We start from the raw sequence: 16,775 nt of genomic DNA, 5'->3' as shown, positions 1-16,775 counted from the left end.
TCGTGTTCCTGTCGTGACTTTGTCGGGCTGTTGTCGGGGCAAAGTCGTGGTGCTGGCGGGCATGTGATGGCTAATGTGAGTTTCATGAATGAATCACGGATTGCAGAAATTCGCCGCTCCAAGGGATGGACGCAGGAACGGCTCGCTACTGAAAGCTCGGTCACCGTTCGGACGGTCCAGCGACTTGAGGCCGGACAGGATGCCAGCATGGACACCCTCTCCCGCATCGCCACCGCCCTCCAGGTGCCCGTAGGCGACCTGTTCGCCAGTGTGCAGACACCACAGTTCCAGGCGTCGGTTGAGGGCCTGGAACAGCGGGTGGCTCAGCAGCAGGAACAACGAGATTCCTACACCAAGGGTGTGGTCTCAATTTTCCGAGGTGTGGGAATCGTGTTGGTTTTCGCCTCGGTGTTCCTTGCCTTCTCCCTGCACTGGGGCTGGTTCAGCTGGTTGATAATCCCGGTCTATTGGGGTGCGGGACGCTTGATCCTTGAGGCGCTGTTCCGTCTGGTGCTGGATCCGAAACTTGACGAACGGTATCCACTTTCCAAGGCCGACCGCGGAATTTTGGGATAACACCGAAGCGCACCAGCAGGGCACCTGGGCCTTGCCGGAGTCGGTGCGGCGGCGAACCTGCTGGCATAATCGCTTGCATGACGATCTTCGAACCTAACGTGTTAGTTTTTCAGCAGATCAAAAATCTGATGAAAAACGACTTCGCGATCCTGGATGGCCAAGGAACGCAGATCGCTCACGTGGAGACCGGGGGCAGCGCCCTGGGTCGGCTATTTGCGGGGTCGCGGCAACTGACGGTGTTCGATGGGCCGAATAACCCGGTCCTGCAGGTGAAGGACAACATGTCCGTGGGGCGCGACCGGATGGAGATCCTTGATGGGCAGGGACAGCACATCGCCAACCTGGTTAAGCGGATCACCTTGTTCAAGACCCGGATCACCGTGGAGTTCCAAGGTGAAGAGATCGAGTTGCTTGGCAATCTCTGGGACTTCGAATTTCAGATCAGCGCGCGTTCGGCAGTGATTGCCAGCGTGTCACGCAGCTGGTCGGGTCTTGGCAATGCCTTGATGGGCAAATCAACCTATTCGGTGCAGCTGGCTCCAAACCTCAGTGTGGGCCATCGTCTAATGAGCATCGGCTCGGTGCTGGCCTTGGACCTGATTCGGGAGAAACAGAACCGGGGTTAAGCGGATTTTCTGGAGGCCAGGGATTCCACAATATACTCGGCGATTGCCAGTGAGCTGGTAGCACCGGGGGACGGGGCATTGCGGATGTGTGTTGCATGCTCTCGGTAGTCAATGGCAAAATCATCCAGCAATCGACCGTCGGCATCCATGGCTTGGGCCCGAATCCCGCGGGTCAGGCGTGCAGCTTTGGCGCCCTCCAGGGAGGGAACGTATTTGGCGGCCTCTTTGAGGAAAAACTGCTCCGAGATGACGGTGCGAGCTTCGCGGAAAGCCGTAGGAAAATTGCGCGAGGCGAACTTCCAGAACCCCGGGTTGCTCAGCGTCTCACCGAGGTCTCTGAAATCCAAACCCAGTCCCCGATATTTTTCCCGGGAGAGGGACAAGAACGCGTTAGGCCCAACCATCATCTGTCCATCAACACGTTTGGTCAGGTGGACCCCGAGAAATGGGTATTTTGGATCCGGGACCGGATAGACCAGCCCGTTGAGTATGCTGCGGTAGCTTTCCTCCAGTTGGAAATACTGGCCAAAAAACGGCACCACACGTGGCTGCCTGTTGGCCCCTGCACCGCGCGCCAGCCGGTCGGACTGGGAGCCGGCGCAAACAATGACATGATCTGCCGGTAATTCTCCCGCGCTGGTGTGCACGCGAACCCCGGACGCCAGTTCTTCGATACGCTCAACGGCGCAGCCAAAACGGACGTCGCCTCCTAGCTGTTGGACCTCTTCAAGCAAGGCTTCGGTGACCGCCCGGTAGCTGATGATTGCGGTGCCGGGTGAATGCAAGGCCATCCGTCCCACGGCATTGGGTTCGATATCTTTGATACCGTCCGGACCCAGCAACGACACCCCGGGAACCCCGTTGGCTTTGGCCCGATCAAAAATGTTCTTCAGCCGTTGTTCTTCCTCGGGTTCCAGGGCGACCACGAGCTTCCCGCATGCCTCATACGGAAGTGCCTTGGAAGCCACAAGTTCTTTGAGCAGCTGGACTCCGCGTCGGCAAAGTTTGGCTTTGAGGCTGCCGGGCTCATAGTAAAGCCCGGCGTGCACTACCCCGGAATTGTGTCCCGTCTGGTGCGCTGCGGCGGTGTGTTCCTTGTCCACCACGGTGATGTTTGCGCCGGGATATTTGCGCAGCAATTCCCGGGCCACCGCGGCGCCGATAATTCCGGCGCCGACGACAACAAACGACGTGGCGTGAGGCATGGGGAACCTTTCGTTGGGTGATGGCGATGTTCAATTGGACATCAAGAAACGCTACCCACGAATCAGGCGCGAAACAATTGAATTAAGCGTGGAAAAACAAAGATGTCTGAGCTCCCGTTTCTGCGTGCGTTGCCTGATGCTCACCCGCTGTTTACCCGGGGCTGATTCGATCAAACACTATGAGTTCGTTTTCCACCCCGGTCAGAAACTTTCGGCCTGAGATCCAAGCCCTGCGCGCCGTGGCGGTCCTGTTGGTGGTGCTCTACCACCTGGAGCCCGACATCTTGCCGGGCGGGTATATCGGGGTGGACATCTTTTTGGTGATCTCCGGTTTTCTCATCACCTCTCACCTGCTTCGGGAGGCTGACCGGACCGGCCGGATTGACCTTCTGGCCTTTTATGCCGGTCGGGTGCGGCGAATCCTCCCGGCGGCCTTGCTTGTCATTGTGGTGGTCGTGATTGGCACACTCATATTCATGCCCAGTACCTTGTGGCAATTGGTGGGCATCCAAGCGGTCGCCTCAGCCCTGTCGGTGCAGAACTGGGTGTTGGCTGCGTCATCGGTGGATTATCTCGCGGCAGAGCAAACTCCCAGCGCGCTTCAGCATTTCTGGTCTCTGGGCGTCGAAGAGCAGTTTTACGTGTTCTGGCCACTGCTGGTGCTGATCGCCTACGTGAGCGTCAAGCGTCGCTGGAGAACCCGTGCGCTCTGGATCGGGTTTTCCGTGGTGACACTGAGTTCTCTGGCGTATTCTGCCCTCCTGGGGTTTAGCGGGGACCCCAGCGGATACTTCGTGACCACAACCCGTGTCTGGGAACTGGCGGCGGGAGGTTTGCTGGCCCTGTTCGCCGCACACCGGGCCGCGAAGGGGGAGAAAATCCTTCAGGGGATTCCGGATTGGCTGCGTAGCGCCCTGGTGCTTTTTGCGCTGGCGGCATTGGCTGGGACGGCATTCACCTATGGCGACGGGACGGTATTTCCCGGTACGGCCGCCCTGGTTCCGGTGTTGGCTACCGTTTTGATCATCGCCGCTGAACGCACCAGTGGAGTCATGTCGGTCCATCAGCTGGTGGACAGCGCTCCGGTCCAGTGGGTCGGGGCGGTGTCCTACTCGCTATATTTATGGCATTGGCCGCTCATCGTTTTCGCCGCACATCTTCTTGGCGGAGAAGCGGGACCTGTCGTCTCGGTGGGATTGCTGGCCGTGTCGCTGGGTTTGGCGCAGCTCAGTTATCGATATGTCGAGAATCCGGTACGGAACTGGTCGATTCTTTCCCGCGGCGCAGGGCGCACCATTCTGGTCGGGGCGACCTCGGTGGCGCTGGTGGCGAGTCTGGGTTTTGTTCCTCAGCAGGCTCAATCAGCGCTTGCCCAGCAGCAGAACCTGGAGGCCACTGAGCTGAGAACCAACCCGCCCGAGGGGTTTGGTGCAGCGTCTTTGGATCTCGAATCGCAGGCGTATGTGGGGGAGAACCGCCAGATAGTTCCGACGCTGAGCGAAGCAGACGAAGATTTACCGCCAATCGGCGACTGCGTGCAAAAACCTCAATCTCTTCAGTCCAAAGAATGCGAATTCGGGAACCCGGACGCCACCACAACGATTGCCCTGGTGGGTGATTCACATGCCACCCACTGGTACCAAGCGGTGCTGGCGCTGGCTGAGGCTAATGACTATAAGCTGGTCACATATCTGAAGGACTCCTGCCCCTACTCGAAGGCGCAACGCACCGCGGAAGTAAACGGTTCAATTTCCTGCAGCGAAGCCAATGAAACGATTACTCATCGTTTGAGTGAGCGCGGTGATATTGACGTGGTCCTGACGGCCAACTGGGCGGAGGCCGGGTACAGCACCGATCCGGCACGTGGTTTCGCCGATGCCTGGTCAGAACTTGAAGACGCCGGGATCCATGTCATTGCGCTGGTTGATACACCGCGCCCAGCGCTGAACGGGTACGCCAGGGATTGCCTGGCCGAAAACCCGGACGACCCCGGACGGTGCGCCACCCCGCGCACCGACGCCTTGGTGCCTACGGATGCCACCGAAGAGGCCGGGAAGCTGGAACCCCGCGCGCAAGTTGTAGATCTCACCGATGAATTCTGCAACTCCGGGAGCTGTCCCGCGCTGGTGGGAAACGTTTTGGTGTATCGAGATAAACACCATGTCTCGGATACCTATATGCGCACCGTCGCCCCGGACTTCATCCGCCGGGTTCAACCGCTCATCAAACCGGTTCGCTGACCAACTGAACCTCTAATAATTTGAGAACTTCACAGTTTGCCCCGGCCAGTGCTCTGGTAGGTGCAGCTTTTGACGCCGGGAGCAGGAAGCTATCCGATCCGGGACGGTGGTGAGGGTGTCTCTATTCAGGCCGCTCTGAGCCTTGGTGAAAGCACAAACGGTTTACATCCCAGCGGTGCTGGCTACCTCACGCGGATGGTGGATGACATATTTCTCCACGGGACGTCGTACTTTGACATCTCCTCCGCACGGACAGCGCTGATATTTAGATTGGAGATTAGAAAATCGTTCAGCCGACTTGGCTGGCAATCAATTCCCGCTCATGTTTTGTGTTTGGCGCACTGCTCAAACAACCTGTGGTTCGGAAATGTTGCCCTGCCCAAGGATCCTGGAAACAAAGGATGCGCCGCTCTATGGCTATTCACGTGAGAACCGCTCGTCGAAACGAGTACGAAGCCGTTGCCCACTTGGCGTTGTCCGCATTCGGACATACAGGTGAAAATGCCCGGGCTGCCACTGCGGATCGACTCAGCTTGTTGCACGACACACAGGGGCGTGCGGCCCAGGGTGAAGTACTTGTCGCGGAAGACTCTGAGACCGGGGCGCTCAGCGGCACAGTCACCGTATTGCCAGCAGGGGTGCCGTATTCCCGCCAGGCGCAGCCAGGGGAAGCCGAAGTTCGTTTGCTGGCGGTGGACAGCGAAGCCCGCCAGCGAGGTGTCGGCTGGCTACTGCTTGAAGAGGCCGCCCGTGTGGCGGATCTCTGGGATGCCGAACACTTGGTGTTGGACACTGCTGCGGACAATCAGCGTTCTCGCCGACTTTATGATGGATTCGGTTATGAGAGACAGCCGTGGCGTGATGTGCAGGGCAACGATTCCCACCCGGACCTGGTGGTGTATGCCCAGCGTTTGTGGGGCAGCGATATCGTGGTGCGCCAGGCCAACTCAAGCGAATACGCTGATGTGGCAGAACTGACCCTCGAATCCTACGAATCGGATTATTCCATTCGCCAGGAGTACCGCGAAGCCCTGCAAGCGGTGTCGAGCCGGGCAACGGAACATCAAGTCTGGATTGCCGCACAGCGCTCAACCAGGCGTTTGCTTGGCACGGTGACAACTCCCAAACCCGGGGCGAACGTATCCGAGCTTGGCCAGCCCGACGAACTCGATTTCAGGTTTCTGGCCATTGCCCCGCATGCCAAGGGACAAGGTATCGGCACCTTGCTGATCAGCCACGTTGAATGGCTTGCCGCGCAGCGAGGGCTGCAACGGGTGGTCCTGAACTCCGGCATCAAGATGTTTCCGGCGCATTCGTTATACGGAAAACTGGGGTACCGGCGCCTGCATTTGCGCGAACGCGAGCACCCGGGCATCGGCCATGTGCTGGCCTTCGGCAAAACGGTGGATCCGGCTCCGTCATTCGCCTAGGTACAGCACGCCAAATTCCTTGCGGACCTCACCCAACACCAAACTTTCGTTCCCCCCAAGCACAGGGCGCCGCCATCGGATCGGCTCCAGCGGCTCACTCAGTCGAGAGACCACGGCGCCAGGCCCAAGACGCTGGGTTCCACGCGGACGCCACCTGAGGCTTTCCTATGGGCATATTGCCGAAGACCGGTTGGAAGAAGCCGCCAAACGACTCGGGGAGGCGCTGCGCCGGCAAGTGTGAACTTGAGGTTTGCGCGATGACTCCCATGATCTACGACACCCTAACTACTACATGTTCGGTTACTCGGGTAAGCTTGTAAGGTCTGTGCTACCGCACGCCCGAAACTTGGGTGTGTCCGGCTCAGGCAACGCAAGAACCTCCTGTTGCGGAAATGCCGCGACCGTTTAGCCCAAAGGAGGTGGGTTCACATGCGTGCTTATGAACTTATGGTCCTCATCGATCCAGAGGTCGATGACCGCACCGTAGAGCCAACCATCGAGAAGTACCTCGAGGTTGTTCGCTCCCACGGTGGCACCATCGACAAGGTTGATATCTGGGGTCGTCGCAAGATGGCTTACGAAATCAAGAAGAAGGCAGAAGCCACTTACATCGTGGTGAACTACACCGCAGATCCAGCTACTTCGGCTGAGCTTGAGCGTCAGCTGAAGATCAACGAACTGATCCTGCGCCACAAGGTCACCCGTCCGGAAGAGGCTCGCGTTTAATTACGCCTGTACTTCCGTCGTAAGACAAACGTTCAAACTTTTCTAAGGAGAGTCAATGGCAGGCGAGACTGTTATTACCGTTATCGGAAACCTGACCGCCGATCCGGAGCTGCGTTTCACGCCGTCCGGTTCAGCCGTAGCGAACTTTACGATCGCTTCGACTCCTCGCACCTTTGACCGCCAGTCCAATGAGTGGAAGGACGGGGAAGCCCTGTTCTTGCGCGCATCGGTATGGCGCGAGGCTGCAGAGAACGTTGCTGAAACGCTGACCAAGGGCATGCGTGTCATCGCCCAGGGTCGTTTGCGTTCACGTTCTTACGACACCAAGGAAGGCGAACGGCGCACCGTTATGGAGCTCGAAGTCGATGAAATCGGCCCGTCGCTCCGCTTTGCGTCCGCCAAGGTAACCCGCACCCAGCGCTCCGGCGGTGGCGGCGGAGGATTTGGCGGTGGAGGCTTCTCCAACGCACCACAGCAAAATGCACCACAGCAGCAGCCGCAACAACAGCAGCCGCAGCAGGGTGGTGGCTGGAACGCTCCAGCCGCTGATCCGTGGAGCACTGGCGGGAATAATGGTGGCGGCTGGGGCAACCCAGGCAACGACGAACCGCCTTTCTAAACACTTTTTATTCACCATCCCGCAGATCACTCTGCGGGCTCCCAAACTAAAGGAGCTCCACGATGGCTAAGGCTGAAATCCGTAAGCCCAAACCAAAGTCCAACCCCTTGAAGGCCGCTGACATCACCGTCATCGACTACAAGGACACTGCACTGCTGCGCAAGTTCATCTCCGACCGCGGTAAGATCCGCGCTCGTCGTGTGACCGGCGTTTCCGTTCAGGAACAGCGCAAGATCGCTCAGGCAATCAAGAACGCACGTGAAGTTGCCCTGTTGCCTTACTCCGGCGCTGGCCGCGGCTAAGGAAGAAGGGATATCACAATGGCAAAGATCATTTTGACTCACGAAGTATCCGGTCTGGGTGCTGCTGGCGACATTGTTGAGGTAAAGAACGGCTACGCCCGTAACTACCTGCTGCCACGCGGCTTCGCAATCGTCTGGACCGTTGGCGGTGAGAAGCAGGTTGAGTCCATCAAGGCTGCTCGCGCCGCTCGCGCCGTTGCAAACCTTGAGGAAGCTCAGGCACTTGCAGCATCGCTGAAGTCCCAGCCGGTTAAGGTTACCGTCAAGGCTGGCTCCAACGGCCGCCTGTTCGGCACCGTGAAGACCGCAGACATTGCTGCTGCTGTTGAGGCTGCCGGCCTGGGCAAGGTCGACAAGCGCAACGTTGAGGTTAGCAACATCAAGTCGACCGGTAACTACACCGCGACCGTTCGCGTTCACGAGGACGTTGTTGCAACCGTGCGCCTGCAGGTTGTAGCTGCCGCAAAGAAGTAAGTCTTTTAGACTCACCTTTCGTTCATCGGGTGGTGCATGCTCCGCAAGGGGCATGTGCCGCCCTTTGGCGTTTAACCGGCCATCGGCGCTCCGGCAACCGCTACGATATGGGTGTGGATCAACAGGATAAAAACAGCGTTTTGTCACGGCAGCGGTGGGAACTGGACTCCCGCCCGGTAAACGTCATCGCCATTGGATCACAGGTCGTTTACGGCACCGTAGGCCTCAGCGCTTCGGTGCCGGTGCTCAACAGCTACGGCCTCAAGGTCGCGGCACTGCCCACCGCCATGCTCAGCAACCTGCCGCACTATCCCAACGTGCATGCGGCCGACCTGTCGGGGCCGTGGCTTAATGATGCGTTGCATGATCTCACCGCCCTGGGCGTGGCAGACGAGGCTTCCACGGTGTACACCGGATATTTCGCAACCCCGCAGCAGGTCGGCGCGGTGGCCGACTGGATTCGGGAACTGCTGGAGCGCAGGCCGCAGCTGCGCGTCATTGTGGACCCTACCTTGGGGGACTACGACGTGGGAGCCTACACCGATCCAGCGGTTGCCGGGGTCTTGCGTGAGCAGTTGCTTCCGCTGGCTACGGGGATCGTTCCGAACCTCTTTGAACTCCATCACCTGCTGGGGCGAGAGCCTGACCAGACGCCGTCCACCGAACAGGTCGCCGCCGATGCACGCCTGCTCCTGGCTGGACGTTGCCGCTGGATTGCGGTGACCGGTTTGAAGCATGCAGCCAACCAACAGGCAGGCGCCCGGGGGCAGAACCTTGTTCTCACACCTGATTCGCTGGACGTAATCGACTTTGAACGGCTGGAATCTGGAGCCAAGGGCACCGGGGATGTGATGGCCGCGTCGATCATTGCAGGACTGCACCAGGGGCTGGGCATTGTTGAATCCGTGTACCGGGCCGGTATCGGTGTCCGTGAACGGCTCGTGGCGCGCAGCCTTGAGCTCAGCTCCAAAAACAACCTGTAGTGAGCGGGACGTAGGCCGGCTCCCTGATCCAAACCGTAGGTTCGAAGCCACTTACCGAAAAACCGCGGTCTCATTTCCTGTTCATCTTTGCGCCCGCAAAGTGTAATTTCCCGGCAAATCCAAGACCTTAGGTTTGGTGTAGCAGTCCAGTCATTGAAGTACTTGGGAGAACACTACTCATGGGATTCGGTTTTCTTGATCCGCGCGAACTCTCGGAAGAACAGCGGCGAAGCCTGGAAGAGCACCGCCTCCATGCTTTGAATGATGGCTCCCAAGAATCGCGTGAGCAATCACTGACCCAACTGCGAGAACTGGCTGGGCTCGGTGCCAAGGAACTGGCAGTAAGCCTCAACATGGATGTTGCGCGTTTGAAAAAACTTGAAGCCGGGCAGCTTGACCGAGCGCAATTGGGAACCCTGCGCCGACATGCAGAGGCCATGGGGTGCCGGATGGAACTGCGTTACGTAGCGGATGGAGTTCACGCAGTATTCGGCTAGGAGAACCCGAAGGGTGGCCGGTGGTAACCGAAGAACGTCGTTAACGAAATTGTCTGCGTTCCGGAAGCCAAAAAATCCGAAACGCAGACAATAAACGTACAACTGGCCATCCAAGGGTTCTAGTGGGCCGTGTTCGAATCACCCGTTGCATGACGCATTTCCATGGCGGGTGCTAGGGCCATCAGGCCTGCCGCGATACCAACGGCACCGCAAATCCAAGACACCCACGTGCTCATGGCGTAGCCGGTGTACTGTCCTATCCATGGCGAGACAAAAAGCAGTGCGCCAGCAGCAGCCAGCGCCCATTCCATTGAGACCAAGCGTGGCATCGCAACGCTCAATACGGCGGTTGCGACCATCAACAGACCAAAAACCATCATCAGCGTCATGGATCTGGTTGTTCCAGCGAGCCAGATTGATGCAATGGCTGCGTACAAGCCTGCCGCCACACCGACCCAGTCTTGCCACCGAGTCCATTTCTTCATTTGAAACCGACCTCCAACCTGAAATTTCAGTGGGCCCCCGACGGGAGTCACCTTCAAATGTAGGAGCGGCCCGGAAGGCGGTCAACGGCTATTCGGGGACAAAACGGTAACAACCTGATTTCCTTTCGACGGTGGTGAATTTCTGGCCTGCCGGACGACCGTTTCTACGCAGTTTTAACCCAGACACTTGGGTTGAGCGCCTTCGAATTTCGCGATGATGGGAGCTCGCGGCAAATCCAGGCCACCACGAGTATCCAGCGAATCTGTAAATCACAACGGAACGGTCCAACGCACGTACTCGATGTAGAAGCCGGGGGACGCCGGGGGAGAATATTACTCGCAACCTGCACACATCCGGTGACCGGCTACCGCAAACTCTGAGCACGTCAGCGCTTTGTGGGTGCTTTATTCGGCAAAGCACCTAGAAAGTGGCGGTCAAGGGGTGAAAGCGACACTAGAGTATGGGGTTGAGACACCCGTTACTGTTGCGGATCACAATGAAGTGGGAAAGGGCTAACATGCACCAGCGTATTCACCATCGCGCCTTCACCGAACGACTGATGAGCGCGGAGCAAGCCGCCACTTTCGTCAAGCCCGGCATGACCGTAGCCATGAGCGGCTTCACCGGTGCCGGATATCCGAAGGCCGTGCCCGGCGCCCTGGCCAAACTTATCGGGGCCGAACATGAGGCCGGCCGCGACTTCAAGATCAACGTGCTGACCGGCGCTTCCACCGCCCCAGAACTTGACGGGGTCCTTGCCAAGGCGGAAGGCATGAATCTGCGCCTACCCTACATGTCCGACCCGGAACTGCGCCGCCGGATCAATGAGGGAAACATGGAATACATGGACATTCACCTGTCCCATGTGGCCCAGCATGCCTGGTTTGGTTTTTATGGAAAAATCGACCTCGCCATCGTCGAGGTCGTCGGGGTGACCGCCGAGGGCGACCTGATTCCTTCCTCCTCCGTGGGCAACAACAAAACCTGGCTGGAGATGGCAGACAAGGTCATCATTGAGGTAAATACCCAGCAGTCCGCCGCCATGGATGGAATGCATGATATTTACTACGGCACCGCTTTGCCTCCGCACCGGAAACCCATCGAGCTGACTACGGTGCGTGACCGCATCGGCCAGAAGTATCTGAACGTGGACGTGAACAAGATTGTCGCCGTGGTTCAGACCGATGCCCCGGACCGTTTGAGCCCGTTCGCTCCGGTGGATGTCACCAGCGAGAAAATCGCGGATCACCTGCTGGGATTTTTGGACTATGAGATCCGTGCCGGCCGCCTGAGCGAAAAGCTGCTGCCGCTGCAGTCCGGTGTGGGCAATATTGCCAACGCGGTGCTGGCCGGGCTCTCACGCGGTGGTTATAAGGGCCTGACCGCGTACACCGAGGTCATCCAGGACGGGATGCTTGAACTGATCAAGGACGGCACCATTGAGTTTGCCTCAGCCACCAGCTTCTCGCTGTCCGAGGCAGGGATCGCCGAGTTCAACACAAACGTCGACCATTACCGTGAGCGGATTCTGTTGCGAGCTCAGGAGATCTCAAACCACCCGGAGATCATCCGCCGGCTGGGCTGTATCGCGCTGAACGGCATGATTGAGGCGGATATCTACGGCAACGTGAACTCCACCAACGTACTGGGCTCACACGTCATGAACGGCATCGGTGGTTCGGGCGACTTTGCCCGCAACGGCTACCTGTCGGTCTTCATGTCCCCGTCAACCGCCAAGGGCGGCAAGATTTCAGGTATCGTCCCGTTCGCCTCCCACGTGGACCACACCGAGCACGACACCATGATCCTGATTACCGAGCAGGGCCTGGCCGACCTTCGCGGCCACTCGCCCAAGCAGCGTGCCCAAGTGATCATTGACCAGTGCGCACACCCGGACTACCGCCCACTGCTGCAGGACTACTTCGACCGCGCCCGCAGCCAGAGCTACGGCAAACACACCCCGCACCTGCTGGGCGAGGCCCTGTCCTGGCACCAGCGATATTTCGAGACCGGAGACATGCGCCCGGCTAATTGACCTCCGACAGCTCGATGGAGATGAGCTGATCATCCCCTGGCCCCGGGTCGCCACGTGAGTCGGTGTTGTTTGTGAGCACCAGCAGCTGACCCGGGGCACCCGGCGCCACATCGCGCAGCCGGCCTAATTCGCCGAGCAGTTCACGCTGCTCGGTTGGGTCCGCCAACTGAACCGCGCGTAGCCGCTGACCTCGTAAGTTTGCCAGGTACAGCACCGAGTCGATGATGGTGATACCGCTGGGGCTGGCTTGGTCGGTGGGCCACTGGGCGATGGGATTGATGAAGCCGGAGTCGTTCGAGGTGTGGCCCTCGGCTTCGGGCCAACCGTAGTTTCCGCCAGCGGTGATTCGGTTAAGTTCATCCCAGGTGTTTTGCCCGAACTCGCTGGCGTACATTGTTCCGTCCGCATCCCATGCGAGGCCCTGAACGTTGCGGTGGCCATAACTGTATACGTAGGAATCCGGGAATGGATTATCTGCTGGAATCTCGCCGTCCGCGGTGAGCCGAAGTATTTTCCCGCCAAGGCTTCCCAGATCCTGCGCGTTTGCGGGCCTGCCAGCATCCCCGACACTTGCGTAAAGCAGGCCATCCGGACCGAAAGCCAGCCGTCCGCCGTTGTGGTTGGACGCGGACGGCAAGGCATCAAGCAGTGTGGTCGGCGCCGAGAGGGAGTAGCTTCCGGCAGTTCCGGACAGCTGGAATTCTTGGATCCGGTTGCCCTGCGAGCCTGTCGAGTAGGCATAAAGCCGGTCAGGTGTTTTGAAGGCCAACCCCAGCAGACCACCTTCACCGCCAAAGGAGACGTCGTTCAGCCGGGCAACTTCCCGGACTTCACCTTGATCAAGCACCTCGAGAATGCGCCCGGTGTCTCGCTCGCTGAGCAAGAGTACGTCCCCTGCCGCCGCCACAGACCAAGGCGCAGCTAGATTAGTGGCCAGGGTGTGCTGTTGACCAGTCTGCTCCGGATCATTTTTTGTGGGGGCATCACTGGTCGGCTCCGTGCCGTTCGGTCCTGAGGCGTTTGGCAGGGGACTGGTTGGCGCCGGGGAGTTGGGAACCGAGCAGGAGGCAAGCAGCAACCCAGCGGCGATCAGGGTGCTCAGGGCGCGCGAGCGTTGCATGACAAGTCCTTATCACTGAGCCTGATGCCTTGGCACGTGCAAGGTGGGGCGGTAAGTGAGCTCTTGAATGCTGTGATCCAGCAGCCGGGAGTCTATTAATTCAAGATCATAGTCATCCATCCCGGCGAAGATGGGGCTAGCTCCGCTACGCCCGGTGAGTACCGGAAACACGGTGACTTGGATAAAGTCCACCAATCCTGCGGCCAACAACGAATGGTTCAAGGCCAAGGAACCATGGGAGCGCAATGGAATCTCGGACTGCGCCTTGAGCCGGGTGACCACCCGAACCGCGTCCTCCTGTTCGAGGGTCGCATCGGGCCAATTCAGTGGTTCCACCAAGGTGCTGGAGATGACGGTGGTTGGTTGTTCGTGCATGGCGACACCCCATGGATCCTCCACCTCCGGGTTCTGCTCGATTTGGCTCCAGAAGTGTTCGAAGAGGCGAAAGGTCTGTGCCCCGTAAACCATACGGCACGGCGGGGTGTAGAGCTGTAATCTGCGTCCGAGCAGTTCTGGCCCTTGTTTGCCCCAGTAGCCGCCCCAATCGGAACCCGCGCTGCCGAAACCATCGAGGCTGCTGAACACATCGAAGGTATAGGTTGCCGACATGATGGACCCTCCAACTGATGGGCTATGCAGTGCGCCAACTCTACGCCGATGCCGTGCGGGGCGGAACCCTCTTGCCGGGTCAAGAGCAGCCCTTCGGTCCTTGGGGAAGTTGGCGGGTGTACATTCACGGGTTCATTAGCTGTGGATGCGATGTCGTGTTCGGAGATGCCGCTTCACAAACCAGTGCCCGATCTTTCCCAGGACATGGGGAAAGCATTGATCGAGCTGAGCGCAATGACCTTTTCGCGCGACACCCTGGTTGCTAGATTTTGCGCTTTAGGGTTGTTAGCATCGCTTGTTACGGCGTTTTTCGGTTCCGTGGCTCCTGCACTAAAAGCAACAAAACTCGATGTAGCGCAGGCACTTCGAAACTAGCTGCTGTGCGGTGGACCGTAACGTCAGTGCCTGTGGCAAAGCTGCGTGTGGTCATGCTTTCGGTTTTCTCGTCAGATGCCGGCACGAACCTCATACCGATCTCTCCAGACCTCTTTTCTTGCGCCTGAATGCATGTCATCCTCTAGGAATGAGAACCGTCCGTCCTGTTGCTTCCCCGAGCCTTCAGGCTGCGCTGGGAGCCGGCATGGATCCTTTGGATTATGCTCGACAGCTATTGCCGTTGCACCGTACGTGGTCTCAGGGCGAACCGATACGCAGGGAGGTGCGTCCCGTGATTGCGCGTTCATGGGGGCGGGCGCCGGGGCGTGGCGGAGTGCCTGAAATGTTGCCGGAATCTGCGTTGGCTGAGCGGCAGCGCGAGAATGACGAATTGCCGATCCTAGGCGAGTTGTTAAACGAGCGATTGCTGTCCATGGCTGGGCAAGCCGAAAATCAGCTGGTAGTCACCGATGGCGAGGGTTATATCCTTTCGGTGCTCGGTCCGCGGTCGGTCCGCCGACAAAGTGATGGGATCGGTTTTGTGGCGGGTGCTCGTTGGCGTGAGGCTGATGTGGGAACCAACGGAATCGGCACCGCCATGGCCGAGCGGGCGCCGGTGCAAGTTTTCGGACCGGAACATGGCCGCGAGGAGCAGCATGCGTGGGTGTGCACCTCGGCTCCGATCATCAATCCGGTCACCGGGGAGCTGGCTGCCACCGTGACACTGGCAGGCTCTTTTCGCACCGCGCATCCGCACACACTGGCGCTGGTCTCTGCAACCGCCCGTGAGGCGGAAGGCGAGTTATTGCGGCTGCATCAGCTCAAGCTAAATGAGCTGCGTGGTTCGGTGGATCAGCCGGTTGAGAATTATGTGCTGGTTGATGAGCAGTATGCGGTGGCCGCTAGCCGTGGATTCGACTGCCCCGGGCGGCTTTCGGTGATTGGGGGACTTCACGAAGGAAGCGTTTGGGTACGCGATTTGGGTGCCATGAACGCTGAATCCGTCCCGGGAGGTTGGCTGTTGCGTCCCATTGCGGCGCAGAGTGTGCTGGAGCTGTGTGGTGGTCCGTTGTTGCGTGCGGTGATCTGGGTGGGATCCGAACGTACCGAGGTGCCGCTGAATTTTCGGCACTGGCGTATTTTGCAGGTGCTGGCCAGCCATGCGCAGGGTGTGGGGTTGGAGGGGTTGCGTGAGTTGTGGGATGAGCCAGTTACCCCGGTGACAGTTCGTGCTGAGGTCTCTCGGCTTCGGGCAAAACTTGGTGGAATCATTGTTGCGCGGCCGTATCGTTTGACCGTCCCGGTGGTTTTCTCCGACTGAGTGAGCCGGAAAGCCCCGAGCTTCTGGCAGCATTTCCTAGCTAGCCATCAGAAGCTCGGCAAAAGCTTTTTTGTCCGATTCTAGGGTCGGCGTTTCCGACTGTTCCGATGGTCAAAGAAGCACCATGACTTTCAAGGTCGTATGGCAAAACCTCTGAAAAATAACCCGCCGCTCAGCTTTCCTGGATCGATGTCCAGCACCACGTTTTCCAGTTGCTGTCCTGTGCCCCTGTTATAGCGTAGAAATCGGTATTGTGAACCGTCGTTGTTATCCACCATGACAATAACTTCTGTATCGGTAAAAATCACCTTGGACGATGCAGAATTATCGCTACGCCCCTCAACTGTGAATTTACGTTCCGTCTGCCCTGTCTCCAAATCAGTGGTCATGATCGAATCTTCGAGTCCGTACCACTCAAGCGTCCCGCCTTTCACGGACTGGTTAGTCACTTGGGGAAGCCCTGTGCCGTCTTCACTAATGAACGATTCGATATCCTGGTCTGAGTGCAATGCTTTGCTCTCGTACTTCCCCGTTTTTATATCCCAAATTGACAGGACTGCCTCAGGCGGAACTTCTAATCCACCTCGTTTCTCGTCCGAAATGTAATAGATTTTTCCATCGATACAAGGAGCATCATCGAGAACTGCACCCTCCCTAGCCTTTGTGCTAGTGCCAATATTGATCTCTTTCCCATCGGTTGTGCCCGATAGCTGGTTGAGTACCATGGGCTCGGTATCCGGGTCGTTGGTCTTGGAATACGGTCCTGTGGCTAACCCGATTCCATAGACTACTCCTTCGCATTGCGAGGCAATGAAATACCCGCCTTCGACATCTTGCAGGGAGCTTCCATCTTCGGTTGTAGTCACAACCTGTGTTGTATAGCCCGTATCGCTGAAGCCTAAGTTATAGAGGCCGATGACGGTATTTTGATTGGCTGGAAGCATCGCGTATTGACTGTCGGTTTTCATGCTTTCAAACCTCGTGAGCCCTTCGCTGTCGAACCTGTAGTCGTTCTTCATATCACTGAAGTACAGTCCATCTTTCATCCATTCCAGCGAGCACATGTCCATACCCCATGTTGAGATTTCCGAAAATGAGCCATCATTTTCCGCCAGCACAATCTTGCCGTCTTGGTGCTCTCCATCCATGTC

At 58.3% G+C, this 16,775-nt stretch carries 18 protein-coding genes; 13 read left to right on the top strand and 5 right to left on the bottom strand.

Translation table 11 applies throughout. From position 1 onward, the window contains the following. The first annotated feature begins 84 nt into the window (after positions 1-84). Positions 85-576 carry a helix-turn-helix domain-containing protein gene (locus ACIOWL_RS20185; RefSeq protein ID WP_400389440.1) on the top strand — a complete coding sequence of 164 codons (492 nt, stop codon included), beginning with the start codon at positions 85-87 and terminating at the stop codon, positions 574-576. A 77-nt stretch (positions 577-653) separates the two neighbouring features. After that, positions 654-1,202, top strand: a complete 549-nt coding sequence (locus ACIOWL_RS20180) for an LURP-one-related/scramblase family protein (protein ID WP_400389437.1) — start codon at positions 654-656, stop codon at positions 1,200-1,202. Here the strand turns inward: ACIOWL_RS20180 and lhgO are convergent. Then, entirely contained in the window at positions 1,199-2,407 is a 1,209-nt protein-coding gene (gene lhgO / locus ACIOWL_RS20175) for an L-2-hydroxyglutarate oxidase (RefSeq protein WP_400389434.1), read from the bottom strand. The genes ACIOWL_RS20180 and lhgO overlap by 4 nt on opposite strands. 179 nt (positions 2,408-2,586) lie before the next feature. Between lhgO and ACIOWL_RS20170 the strand changes: the two genes are divergently transcribed. The 8 genes from ACIOWL_RS20170 to ACIOWL_RS20135 all read left to right on the top strand — a co-directional run bounded on the left by ACIOWL_RS20170 (position 2,587) and on the right by ACIOWL_RS20135 (position 9,678). Beyond that, positions 2,587-4,647, top strand: coding sequence for an acyltransferase family protein (locus ACIOWL_RS20170; protein WP_400389431.1), 2,061 nt, complete (start codon positions 2,587-2,589; stop codon positions 4,645-4,647). A gap of 413 nt (positions 4,648-5,060) precedes the next feature. Further along, positions 5,061-6,077, top strand: a complete 1,017-nt coding sequence (locus tag ACIOWL_RS20165; protein WP_400389428.1) for a GNAT family N-acetyltransferase — start codon at positions 5,061-5,063, stop codon at positions 6,075-6,077. A gap of 429 nt (positions 6,078-6,506) precedes the next feature. Continuing rightward, positions 6,507-6,803: a 30S ribosomal protein S6 gene (rpsF, locus tag ACIOWL_RS20160; RefSeq protein WP_400389425.1), complete on the top strand. Its 297-nt coding sequence runs from the start codon at positions 6,507-6,509 to the stop codon at positions 6,801-6,803. Between the two features lie 55 nt (positions 6,804-6,858). Next, on the top strand, positions 6,859-7,422 hold the full coding sequence (locus ACIOWL_RS20155) for a single-stranded DNA-binding protein (protein WP_400389422.1): 564 nt from the start codon (positions 6,859-6,861) through the stop codon (positions 7,420-7,422). Positions 7,423-7,484: 62 nt separating this feature from the next. Further along, entirely contained in the window at positions 7,485-7,724 is a 240-nt protein-coding gene (rpsR, locus tag ACIOWL_RS20150) for a 30S ribosomal protein S18 (protein WP_013350683.1), read from the top strand. A gap of 18 nt (positions 7,725-7,742) precedes the next feature. Further along, entirely contained in the window at positions 7,743-8,198 is a 456-nt protein-coding gene (gene rplI, locus ACIOWL_RS20145) for a 50S ribosomal protein L9 (protein WP_400389419.1), read from the top strand. Positions 8,199-8,311: 113 nt separating this feature from the next. Next, on the top strand, positions 8,312-9,181 hold the full coding sequence (locus ACIOWL_RS20140) for a bifunctional hydroxymethylpyrimidine kinase/phosphomethylpyrimidine kinase (protein WP_400389416.1): 870 nt from the start codon (positions 8,312-8,314) through the stop codon (positions 9,179-9,181). A 179-nt stretch (positions 9,182-9,360) separates the two neighbouring features. Further along, the gene (locus tag ACIOWL_RS20135) at positions 9,361-9,678 is read left to right on the top strand and encodes a hypothetical protein (protein WP_400389413.1); all 318 of its coding nucleotides are present in this window, start codon (positions 9,361-9,363) and stop codon (positions 9,676-9,678) included. Between the two features lie 119 nt (positions 9,679-9,797). Here the strand turns inward: ACIOWL_RS20135 and ACIOWL_RS20130 are convergent, their stop codons facing one another. Next, positions 9,798-10,163, bottom strand: coding sequence for an SPW repeat protein (locus ACIOWL_RS20130; protein WP_400389410.1), 366 nt, complete (start codon positions 10,161-10,163; stop codon positions 9,798-9,800). Positions 10,164-10,681: 518 nt separating this feature from the next. On the opposite strand from ACIOWL_RS20130, the gene ACIOWL_RS20125 reads away from it, so the two are divergent. Further along, positions 10,682-12,199, top strand: coding sequence for an acetyl-CoA hydrolase/transferase family protein (locus ACIOWL_RS20125; protein WP_400389407.1), 1,518 nt, complete (start codon positions 10,682-10,684; stop codon positions 12,197-12,199). On the opposite strand, the gene ACIOWL_RS20120 is transcribed toward ACIOWL_RS20125, so the two are convergent. Both ACIOWL_RS20120 and ACIOWL_RS20115 read right to left on the bottom strand, forming a co-directional pair. Beyond that, entirely contained in the window at positions 12,192-13,319 is a 1,128-nt protein-coding gene (locus ACIOWL_RS20120) for a PQQ-dependent sugar dehydrogenase (RefSeq protein ID WP_400389404.1), read from the bottom strand. The two genes, ACIOWL_RS20125 and ACIOWL_RS20120, sit on opposite strands and share 8 nt — an antisense overlap. A gap of 12 nt (positions 13,320-13,331) precedes the next feature. Continuing rightward, positions 13,332-13,928, bottom strand: coding sequence for a dihydrofolate reductase family protein (locus tag ACIOWL_RS20115; RefSeq protein ID WP_400389401.1), 597 nt, complete (start codon positions 13,926-13,928; stop codon positions 13,332-13,334). Positions 13,929-14,093: 165 nt separating this feature from the next. Here ACIOWL_RS20115 and ACIOWL_RS20110 point away from each other — a divergent pair, with 165 nt between their 5' ends. Next, positions 14,094-14,303 (top strand): hypothetical protein, encoded by a 210-nt coding sequence (locus ACIOWL_RS20110; protein ID WP_400389398.1) that lies wholly within the window; start codon positions 14,094-14,096, stop codon positions 14,301-14,303. 292 nt (positions 14,304-14,595) lie between these two features. Continuing rightward, a complete protein-coding gene (locus tag ACIOWL_RS20105) occupies positions 14,596-15,624 on the top strand; it encodes a GAF domain-containing protein (RefSeq protein ID WP_400389395.1) in 1,029 nt (342 codons plus the stop codon). A 131-nt stretch (positions 15,625-15,755) separates the two neighbouring features. Here the strand turns inward: ACIOWL_RS20105 and ACIOWL_RS20100 are convergent. Beyond that, positions 15,756-16,775 (bottom strand): hypothetical protein (locus tag ACIOWL_RS20100; protein ID WP_400389392.1); only part of this gene is annotated, 1,020 nt, incomplete at its 5' end.

The sequence above is a fragment of the Glutamicibacter sp. NPDC087344 genome (genome assembly GCF_044744225.1).
GTDB lineage: Bacteria > Actinomycetota > Actinomycetes > Actinomycetales > Micrococcaceae > Glutamicibacter.
This window is presented reverse-complemented; position numbering and strand designations above follow the sequence as displayed.